At 71.1% G+C, this 9911-nt stretch carries 10 protein-coding genes; 5 read left to right on the top strand and 5 right to left on the bottom strand.

The features are described 5' to 3' along the window. The first annotated feature begins 290 nt into the window (after window positions 1-290). Window positions 291-1190 (top strand): alpha/beta fold hydrolase, encoded by a 900-nt coding sequence (locus ACZ4IF_RS33755; protein WP_467569774.1) that lies wholly within the window; start codon window positions 291-293, stop codon window positions 1188-1190. Here ACZ4IF_RS33755 and ACZ4IF_RS33750 read toward each other — a convergent pair. Then, window positions 1187-2083, bottom strand: a complete 897-nt coding sequence (locus tag ACZ4IF_RS33750) for an NYN domain-containing protein (RefSeq protein ID WP_359489519.1) — start codon at window positions 2081-2083, stop codon at window positions 1187-1189. The genes ACZ4IF_RS33755 and ACZ4IF_RS33750 overlap by 4 nt on opposite strands. Before the next feature lie 237 nt (window positions 2084-2320). Between ACZ4IF_RS33750 and ACZ4IF_RS33745 the strand changes: the two genes are divergently transcribed. Further along, on the top strand, window positions 2321-2473 hold the full coding sequence (locus tag ACZ4IF_RS33745) for a hypothetical protein (protein ID WP_095936476.1): 153 nt from the start codon (window positions 2321-2323) through the stop codon (window positions 2471-2473). 110 nt (window positions 2474-2583) lie between these two features. Here ACZ4IF_RS33745 and ACZ4IF_RS33740 read toward each other — a convergent pair whose 3' ends face one another. The 3 genes from ACZ4IF_RS33740 to ACZ4IF_RS33730 form a co-directional block, all read right to left on the bottom strand. Further along, window positions 2584-3189, bottom strand: a complete 606-nt coding sequence (locus ACZ4IF_RS33740) for a MarC family protein (protein WP_028801987.1) — start codon at window positions 3187-3189, stop codon at window positions 2584-2586. 311 nt (window positions 3190-3500) lie between these two features. Further along, a complete protein-coding gene (locus tag ACZ4IF_RS33735; RefSeq protein WP_359489516.1) occupies window positions 3501-4373 on the bottom strand; it encodes a PHP domain-containing protein in 873 nt (290 codons plus the stop codon). A gap of 453 nt (window positions 4374-4826) precedes the next feature. Beyond that, complete coding sequence (locus tag ACZ4IF_RS33730) at window positions 4827-5468, bottom strand: DUF6758 family protein (RefSeq protein ID WP_095936473.1); 642 nt, start codon at window positions 5466-5468, stop codon at window positions 4827-4829. Between the two features lie 163 nt (window positions 5469-5631). Between ACZ4IF_RS33730 and ACZ4IF_RS33725 the strand changes: the two genes are divergently transcribed. After that, entirely contained in the window at window positions 5632-6885 is a 1254-nt protein-coding gene (locus ACZ4IF_RS33725) for an MFS transporter (protein ID WP_467569769.1), read from the top strand. A 28-nt stretch (window positions 6886-6913) separates the two neighbouring features. Here ACZ4IF_RS33725 and ACZ4IF_RS33720 read toward each other — a convergent pair whose 3' ends face one another. Further along, window positions 6914-7498, bottom strand: coding sequence for a suppressor of fused domain protein (locus tag ACZ4IF_RS33720; RefSeq protein WP_467569766.1), 585 nt, complete (start codon window positions 7496-7498; stop codon window positions 6914-6916). 549 nt (window positions 7499-8047) lie between these two features. Between ACZ4IF_RS33720 and ACZ4IF_RS33715 the strand changes: the two genes are divergently transcribed. Continuing rightward, a complete protein-coding gene (locus ACZ4IF_RS33715) occupies window positions 8048-9160 on the top strand; it encodes a magnesium and cobalt transport protein CorA (RefSeq protein ID WP_359489509.1) in 1113 nt (370 codons plus the stop codon). A gap of 46 nt (window positions 9161-9206) precedes the next feature. After that, window positions 9207-9746 (top strand): hypothetical protein, encoded by a 540-nt coding sequence (locus ACZ4IF_RS33710; RefSeq protein ID WP_467569763.1) that lies wholly within the window; start codon window positions 9207-9209, stop codon window positions 9744-9746. The last annotated feature ends 165 nt before the right edge of the window (window positions 9747-9911 follow it).

Raw genomic sequence — 9911 nt, 5'->3', positions numbered from 1 at the left:
CGTCCGCCGCCGGACGCGCAAGGCCACGACGGCTGCCGTGGAGCCCGCGGAGAGCTGAGTCGCCGACCTGAACGGCCCGGTCCCACCCGAGGTGGGGCCGGGCCGTTCGTCTTGCACCCCTGGTCCCCGGCCCGCCCGGGGCCTTTCCCGCATCGCCGGATTCGCCCGACCAGCGGGGTCCCCCTCCCGGGGCGCCGCCCCCGGTCCCCGCTCCGCGCGGGCCGTGTGACCGTCGTCGCGTTCGCGGGCGGGCGCGCGCGGCCTCTTGCGGGTGCCGATAGCCTCGGCTCATGAGTCGGCCCCCCACGTTCGTCCCGCCCGCCGGAGTCCGCGCCTACCGCCTGTCCACCGAGCGCGGCGAGTTCTCCGTGCTCGACGCGGCACCCCAGGGACGCCCCAAGGGAACCGCCCTGCTGCTGCCCGGGTTCACCGGGAGCAAGGAGGACTTCATCGCGCTGCACGAGCCGTTGGCCGCGGACGGATACCGGACGGTGGCCGTGGACGGGCGTGGCCAGTACGAGACCGAGGGCCCCAAGGACGACGAAGCACCTTACGCTCAGGAGGAGTTGGCGCGGGACGTGCTCGCCCAGGCGGCCGCGCTCGGCGCTCCGCTGCATCTCGTCGGGCACTCCCTGGGCGGCCAGATCTCGCGCGCCGCGGTGCTGCTGGACCCGTCCCCGTTCGTCTCGCTGACGCTCATCGCCTCCGGCCCCGCCCAGATCTCCTCCTCCCAGCAGGCGCGCGTCAAGCTGCTGCGGGACGCGCTGGCCGTGATGGGCATGGCCCAGGTGTGGGAGGCGATCCAGGCGATGGAGCCGCCGGAGGAGACCGACACCGGCGGGGTCGACTCGGGGCTCGACGACATCGCCGCGCTGCGCGAGCGCTGGCTCGCCAACAGCCCCGCTCAACTCGTCGCGACGGGACGCCAGCTGTGCACGGAGCCCGACCGTGTCGCCGAACTGGCCGCCCTCCCCCTGCCGAAGCACGTGCTCTCCGGTGCGCACGACGACACCTGGCCGGTGACCCTGCTGGACGAGATGGCCGTCCGGCTCGGCGCCCGCCGCACGGTCATACCGGGAGCCGAGCACTCCCCCAACACGGACCGGCCCCTCCTGACGGCCCGTGCCCTGGCCGGGTTCTGGAACGGCAACCCGGGCGCCGAGCAGCCGAAGGACACCCGGCAGGCCTAGTACTGCGTCTGCAGGTGCTCCCAGAAGCCGTCGCGCAGGGCACGGCGCAGATCGGACTGCCCCCGCAGGGAATACTGGAGCATCCCCTCGGCCTCGACCAGCAGGTCCTGGTCGACCAGGCCCGGGAGGTACGGATGTCCGGGCAGGAGCTCCACGAGTGACTCCCGGCCCCGTGCGGCCAGCCACTTCGCCGCGATCTGGGCGCCCACGAACCGCACGTCCTCGCGGCCGGGCCGGCTCGCCGCCGTCGCGTCGTACGTGAGGGCGGTCCGCCGCGACACGTACGGCTTGAAGAAGTCGAGGTCGAAGGTGCGCTGGCTGTCGACCTCCCACAGCAAGGGCTCCGCCTGGTTGCGCCCATCGGGGGCCTCGATCCCCCAGAGATGGACGCGCGCCCCGTACCCCTGGGCCGCCTCGACCGCCGACACCAGGTCCTCGTCGCCGCCGAGCAGCGCGGCGTCGCTGATGGCGCGGTGCCGGGCCAGGGACTCCAGGTCGGACCTGATGAGTGAATCGACGCCCTTCTGCTGGTTGTTGGCGTTCAGGTTGCCCAGCCGGACCTTGACGTCGGGCAGTTCGGCGATCGACTGCTGCTCGCTGGTGTGGATGCGGCGGCGCGCCCCGTCGTACCAGTAGACGCGGAGCAGCCTGCTGTCGGCGAAGATCGTGCGGGCCCGGTCGATGAGGGCCTCGATGAGGCCCTCGGTGTCCAGATCGAAGGAACGCCGGTCCTCCGTGCCGACGGCGAGCCGTCCCGCCGCCGCGTACAGGTATCCCGCGTCGACGAAGATCGCGTGTGTGGACGGCGTCTTCGCCACCTCGGCGAGCATGCGCTGCAGCAGCTCGTTCGTGCGGTCGATGCGGGCGCCGAGCGCCAGGAGGTCGTCGTTCATCGCCACTATTGTCCCGGCGGTCACGCTGCGAACACAACTGGTCCCGTTCAGTCCCCGAACAGTCTGCGCCACATCGCTTACCAGCCGGTAATTAGGTTCTCGAAAATTTTCCTTAGCGTAGGGAATGTTTGTAACACGCACCCCGTTGAATACGTACGGATGCGGGCGCACTGTCGCCTTGCATGCCTCACACGAGTAGTTCTCCTCAGGAGGATGACCAGACGAAGGGAGAAGCCCATGCGCTTCGAAATCATGCGACTCGACGATGTCGACGGCACCCCCGTGGACAGCACCGTCGTGGACGCCGCCTCCGTCAACCGGATCGTTCAGCAGGCCGCGGCCATCGGGCAGCGACTGTGGATCCGCCCGGCCGAATCGTCCGCCTCGTAGGACGAGGACGCGCTTCGTCACGCGGACGTCATCGGTTCACCGACTTCGGAGCCCCGCACGGCATCGGCCGTGCGGGGCTCCGCTTGCGTCTGCGCCCGGGACGCAGCTCCTCAGCTCGCCCGGATCACCTGGGTGACACCGTTGATGATCTGCTGCACGGCGATCGCGGAGAGCATCATGCCCGCGAGGCGGGTCACCAGCACGACACCGCCGTCCTTGATGACGCGGATGATCACCAGGGAGTACCGCATCACGACCCACAGCACGACGTGGATCGCGAGGATCGCCGTCCACACCGACACCTGCGTGGCGACCGTGTCGGCCTTCTGAACGGCCAGGATCACGGACACGATCGCGCCCGGACCGGCCAGCAGCGGCATGCCCAGGGGCACGAGGGCGACGTTCACGTCCTTGGTCTGCTTGGGCTCGTCGGTCTTGCCGGTGAGCAGGTCGAGGGCGATCAGCAGGAGCAGCAGTCCGCCCGCGATCATCAGGGCGGGCACGGAGACGTGCAGGTAGTCGAGGATCTGGTGCCCGAGCAGTCCGAAGACCGCGATCACGCCCCCGGCCACGCAGACGGCCTGGAAGGCCATCCGCCGCTGCACCTTGGCGGGGCGTCCCGCGGTGAGCGCGAGGAAGATCGGAGTGATCCCGGGGGGATCCATGATGACGAAGAGGGTGAGGAACAGGGAGCCGAAGACGGCGACGTCGAACACGGTGAATGGCCTTGCGAACGTGGGGAGAACGGGTGTGCCGCTGGGGCGGGCGTTCCGCGCGGCACGTGACCGCGGTGGAACAGGACAGGTGAGGACAGCAGGGCGGGAAGCACCGGCCGGAGGCGCCGGACCGAACCGCTCGGCCCGGCGGGCCTGCGGGTACGGGGCACACGGACGGACCGTCGCGGGACGCGACGGGCCACGGAGTGCCGCGGGGTCGGGCCTGACGACCGGTTGCGGCCCCGGCCGGACGACCGGTCACGGTCCCGGTGGGACCGGGTGCCGGACGGCGCCGGCGGGGACGGCCGCGGTCAGCCCTGGGCGGTCAGGGGTCCACCGGTGCCGGGCACGGGGAACGCGCCGGTGGCCCGGCGGGTGATCTCCCCGTACACCTCGGGATCGGTGGTGAATTCGCCGAGCACGCAGGTCTTGCGGCTGCCGTGGTAGTCGGACGAGCCCGTGGCCAGCAGCCCCAGCTCGGCCGCCAGACCGCGCAGCCGCGCACGCGTCTCGGGCTCGTGGTCCATGTGGTCGACCTCGATGCCGTCCAGGCCTGCCGCGGCGAGCTCGGCGATCGCGGACTCCGGCACCGTCCGGCCCCGCTTGGCGGCGGCCGGGTGCGCGAAGACGGCGACACCCCCGGCGCCCTTGACCAGTCTCAGCGCCTCGAAGGGGTCGGTCTCGTGCTTGGGGACGTACGCGCGGCCGCCGTCGGCGAGCCACTGCTCGGTGAACGCGTCGGAGACGCTGTCCACGACCCCCAGCTCGACCAGCGCGGACGCGACGTGCGGACGGCCCACGGACCCCTCGCCGGCGATGCGGGCGACCTGCTCCCAGGTGATCGGCACACCGAGCTCCCGGAGCTTGGCGATCATGCCCTGGGCGCGCGGTACGCGGTCGTCGCGCACGAGCTCGCGCTCGGCGAGCAGCGCGGGCTCCTCGGGGTCGAAGAGGTACGCCAGCATGTGCATGCTGATCCCGTCGATGCGGCAGGAGAGCTCGGCGCCGGTGACGAGGGTGAGCCCCTCGGGGAGCGCAGCGATCGCCTCGGCGTATCCACGGGTGGTGTCGTGGTCGGTCAGCGCGACCACGTCCAGTCCGGCCGCGGCGGCGTTGCGCACCAGCTCGGCCGGGGTGTCCGTGCCGTCGGACGCCGTGGAGTGGGCGTGCAGGTCGATACGCACTACGCGGGCTCCAGGCGGTGACGGGACGGGCGGGGACACTCAAGGATAACGGGCCTCCGAGGCCCCTCTGTCACACCCTCTCCCCAGGTGCGCCCCCTACGCGCTCCCTGTGAGCCGCAACCGCCGGGGCGACCGCGCGGGCTTTTGACACACCCCGCTCGCGACCACGCCACTCGACCGCCGGGCCTTCCGGCCCTTCACTCCGATGGAGCAACGCCGGGGACCGCGATGCACGCGCACGCCCTGCGCGACCGGCACTGCGGTGGTAGGGGCGCGGCCTGCGAGGACCGTCCCCGGATCCACACGGTCGGCCCGCAGCAACCCGCGCCCGGGCGCTGCGCTCCCTGCGCGCGGCCGCGCGGACCACCCGCCCTCGCACTCCCGTCTCCGACGTACGGAGAAGGCACCCGGGCCGCCGGGCAATGGGCCCGTGCCGCCGTTCCGCCCGCCGCCTCACGGCTCCAGAATGCGCGGCGACAGCGCCCCGCACGGCAGCAGGTCCACCTCCGCACCCGCGTCCCGGAGATCGGTGAGCACCATCTCGTCGTACATCAGCAGCCCGGTCTGCTCGGGCCAGACGACGGCCCACAGCCACAGCCCGAGCGCCTCGCCCGCGAAGACGGCGCGGTCGTCGGGGGTGCCGGAGACGTGCCACAGCGGGGTGGGGCGGCCGGCCGCGAGGACCTTGGCCTGGGGCGGCTTCTCGACACTCATGTAGGGGCCGGGGTCGGGTCCGTCGACGCCGGCGTACCGAGCGCCGAGGCCGACGCCGAGTTCCTCGGCGACCAGCAGCAGCTCTCCCACGCCACCGAGCGGTCCGGGTCCGGAGCAGGCGACGACGGTCGCGCGTCCACCGCTGCGGTCGTCACCGGCGAAGGCCGCGCCGGTGAACAGCCAGCCGACCGGCAGCGGCCACGGCATCCACACCGGCACCCGGGCGCGGTGCACGACCACGTCCAGGGCCTCGACGCTGGGCGGGATCACGGGCTGCAGCGGGTGCACCGTCCCGTGCACGTCGCACTGCCAGGTGTCGGCAAAGAGGCCGGGAGCCCTGACCCGGCCACCACACTTCGGGCAACTGGGTTCGCCCCTCATAGGGCCCAACGGTCCTCCCCGACGTTCGCCACGTCAAGGACGATCACCCGTCCGGCGTGTGCCTGTCACACCAAGAAACTACATGTAGCTTGCATTAATTAGCTCAGCTAACTTATTATGTGTATACGACAACGATCTCTCGGTACGCAGTGAAGGAGCGGGCATGATCAGCAGCACGGGAGGCCCCGCCGAAGGGGACACACGGGACGCGGGCGCCACCGGCCTTCTGCGCCAGCCGAAGGCCGTCTGGGCCACCGCCGGCGCCTCCGTCGTCGCGTTCATGGGCATCGGCCTCGTCGACCCGATCCTGCCGTCCATCGCCAAGGGCCTGGACGCCACGCCCAGTCAGGTGTCCCTGCTGTTCACCTCGTACTTCCTCATCACCGCCTTCGCGATGCTGCTGACCGGATTCGTCTCCAGCCGCATCGGCGGCCGCAGGACCCTGCTGCTGGGCCTGGCCCTCGTCGTCGTCTTCGCGGGCCTGGCGGGCACCTCGGGATCGGTCGGCGAACTCGTCGGGTTCCGGGCCGGCTGGGGCCTGGGCAACGCCCTCTTCGTCTCGACGGCCCTCGCCGTCATCGTCGGCGCGGCGGCGGGCGGAAGCGCCGCCGCCATCCTCCTGTACGAGTCGGCGCTCGGCCTCGGCATGGCCTGCGGCCCGCTGCTCGGTGCCCTGCTCGGCGACGCCAGCTGGCGCTACCCGTTCTTCGGCACCGCGTTCCTGATGGCGGTCGGCTTCCTGTGCATCGCCGCGTTCCTGAAGGAACAGCCCAGGCCCGCGCGGAAGACGTCGCCGCTCGACCCCATCAGGGCGCTCGGTCACGGCGGTCTCGCCTCGACGGCCGTCTCGGCGTTCTTCTACAACTACACGTTCTTCACCGTGCTGGCCTTCACCCCGTTCGTGCTGAACATGACCCCCTACAAGTCCGGCGCGGTGTTCTTCTGCTGGGGTGTGCTGCTCGCCGTCTTCTCGGTGATCGTGGCACCGCGCATGCAGGCGCGGTTCGGCTCGCTGAAGGTACTGGGCGGCTCGTTGGTGCTGCTCGCCGTCGACGTACTCGTCCTCGGCTACGGCGACCACACCACCGCCGTCGTCTGCACGATCCTGTCCGGCGCCTTCATCGGCGTGAACAACACGGTCTACACCGAGCTGGCCCTCGGCGTGTCGGACGCTCCGCGCCCGGTGGCGAGCGCCGGGTACAACTTCGTGCGGTGGTTCGCGGCAGCCGCCGCCCCGTACTTCGCGCCGAAGATCGAGGAGTGGACCGACATCCACGTCCCGTTCGTGGTCGCCGCGGTGACGGCCGCGGCGGGCGCCGTCGTGGTCCTCGTACGGCGCAAGGCGCTCACCCATGAGGCGGAGGAGCTCCAGCCCCGGCACGTCACCGAGGACAGCGTCACGGTTTTTGCCAACTGATGCTTTTCGGCCAGGAACTGAGCCGGTCTCAGTCCAGCGGAACGGACTTGCGCAGCGGATCGCGCAGGTCCGTTCCGCCGTTCAGCCAGCGCTCCTGGAGAGCTCCCGCGCCGTGCACGCGCTTCCACGCGGCCTCGTTGGGCGTCATCGGCAGCAGCGGCAGGAACCGCACCGGATCGGCCGGCGCGTCGAGTTCCAGGTCCTCGATCAGGCCACCGGACTCCGCGACCAGGACCGAGGTGAACGGCGCGCCCGGCCACAGCGGTTCACCCACGTCGAGCGAGGCGCCCGGCGACACGATCAGGCCTTCGACCTGCGGGGAAGCGGCGAGCACGGCGAGCGGGCGGAGCACCTTGTCGGTGTCGGCGCCGCCCGCGCGCACCGAGAGGACCAGTTCGGCCCGCGGGCCCTTCACCGGGTCGGCGACGACCGCCGTCGGGTCCGCCATCGGCTGGGCGGACATGCCGAGCGTCGCGTAGCGGACGACGTCGCCCTCTGTGAAGCGCAGCACTTCGATACGGTCGGTGCCGAGGAAGGTGACCGCGGCCCGCGCGTCGGGTTCGCCCAGCGCAGAGCGCAGCCGGGCCTCGACCAGAGGAAGAACATCAGCCATGCCGTGAGCATAGAACTCGTCAGGAGCGGGCAAAGCGGCGCGTTGACGCTTCAGTGCGCTGATAGTCTTGGCCGCCGGTCGGAGCAGCACGCAGAAGCGTCGCTCTCAAGCTCCGAACGCGACGCACTGACGCCGACTCCCCGGGGAGTCGGACTCCCCTGCGGGGGATGGATCGTCCCTCACGGGGGACCGACCGGAGGAGGTGGGGCTGCAATGGACCGAAGTCGACCGTGCAGTACCACCCGCTCTTCCGGTCGCTGAGTTCTGTAGCTGAATCGCCTGCACATCGGCCCCGCCGGCTGCTGCCTCACGCAAGCGTGTGCATACCTGTCAGCGTTGCCCGGTGCACCACGGAAGAGCGCTTCGATTCCGCATGATCCGTCTGATCTGCATCACCCGATCCGTCTGATCTGAATCCGTAGCGAAGCTGCCACCGCGACGGTGCGGTGCTCCCCGCTTTGTGGACGTGCCAAACATCCGCAGTCTGGACGTCCCCATTCCGGGCAGTTCCAACCGTCGTCGACGGCCTCCGGTGAAAAGGAGCCTGCCATGTCGATGATCCGTGACCTGCGTGCCGCGGTCCGCCCCCGTCCCTCGCTGCGCAAGGACAGCGGGACGTACGACACCACCCGCGACCCCGCCACCCCGTCCGCGGTGGTCGACTGCGCCGTCTACCGCGACGGTGCCCGCGTCGAGACGCGCGAGCCGCTCACCCCGCACGAGGCGATGCGCCAGGTGCACCGCGACGGCGGCTTCGTGTGGATCGGCCTGCACGAGCCGACGGAGGCCGAATTCTCCGGCATCGCCCGGGAGTTCGGACTGCACCCGCTGGCCGTCGAGGACGCCGTCCAGGCCCACCAGCGGCCCAAGCTGGAGCGCTACGACGACTCCCTGTTCACCGTCTTCAAGACCATCCACTACGTCGAGCACGACCGGCTGACCGCCACCAGCGAAGTCGTGGAGACCGGCGAGGTCATGTGCTTCACCGGGCGGGACTTCTTCATCACCGTCCGGCACGGCGGGCAGGGCTCGCTGCGCGCCCTGCGGCACCGGCTCCAGGACGACCCGGAGCTGCTCGCCAAGGGCCCCTCCGCGGTGCTGCACGCGATCGCCGACCACGTCGTCGACGGGTACATCGCCGTCGCGGACGCCGTGCAGGACGACATCGACGAGGTCGAGACCCAGGTGTTCTCGCCGGGCCGCAAGGGCACTCCGCGCGGCACCGACGCCGGGCAGATCTACCAGCTCAAGCGCGAGGTGCTGGAGTTCAAGCGGGCGGTGTCCCCGCTACTGCGCCCCATGCAGCTGCTGAGCGAGCGGCCGATGCGGCTGATCGACCCGGACATCCAGAAGTACTTCCGCGACGTCGCCGACCACCTCGCCCGCGTGCAGGAGCAGGTCCTCGGCTTCGACGAACTGCTCAACTCGATCCTCCAGGCCAACCTCGCGCAGGCCTCCGTCGCGCAGAACGAGGACATGCGCAAGATCACCTCGTGGGCGGCCATCATCGCCGTACCCACGATGGTCTGCGGCGTGTACGGCATGAACTTCCAGCACATGCCGGAGCTGCACTGGCGCTACGGCTACCCGGTGGTCATGGGCATCACGGTCGGCCTGTGTCTCTCGATCCACCGCATCCTGAAGCGCAACGGCTGGCTGTGAGGCCGGGCCGGCCGGGCAGGGCCGCGCGCTGGCTAGGCTTGCCCTCATGACGGAACAGCTGCTCGACCGGGCCCTCGTCGAGGAGGCCACCAAGAAGTCCGGGCTGATCTGGGTGCGCGCCGCCGACGGGCCGGCTCCCGCAGGGAGCCAGGACGGGCCCTCCCGTGCCCTGTGGCACGTGTGGCACGACGGCGCGGCCTGCCTCGTCGGCGACGGGCCGGGCGAGCAGCCGCTGCCGGGCCTGGTCGACGGGGGCGCCGCGGTCGTCACCGTGCGCAGCAAGGACAAGGGCGGGCGGCTCGTCTCCTGGAGCGCGAAGGTCGTGGAACTGACGCCCTCCTCGCCCGAGTGGGAGGCGGCCGTCGGCGAGCTCAAGGGCAAACGCCTGAACGCCCCCGACGGCGAGGCGATGCCGGAGCGCTGGGCCCGCGAGTGCCGGGTGCTGCGCCTGGAGCCGTCGGGCGTTACCCGCGAGCTTCCCGACGGATCCCTGTCGGCGGTGCCGCTGCCGACCCCGGCGACCACCCGCCGGCCCATTCCGTCGGCCCTGCCGCGGCTCCTGCTCAAGAGGCGCAAGCGCCGCTGAGGCCGGGTCCAGGCCAGAGCCTGTCCGACGATTCCCGGCGTCGCCGGGCAGCCGGGAAGGGTCGGGCAGGCCTAGATGAGTAGTTCCGATGTGGCTCAGTGGTCGTAGGCGATCAGTGACCTGGTGATGGGTGCGCCGATGGTGCGGTTGTGCCAGATCGCGCAG

This window comes from Streptomyces sp. NPDC025784, from assembly GCF_055558435.1.
The sequence above is the reverse complement of the archived record's forward strand: the minus strand, read 5'-3'. Positions and strand labels throughout refer to the sequence as shown.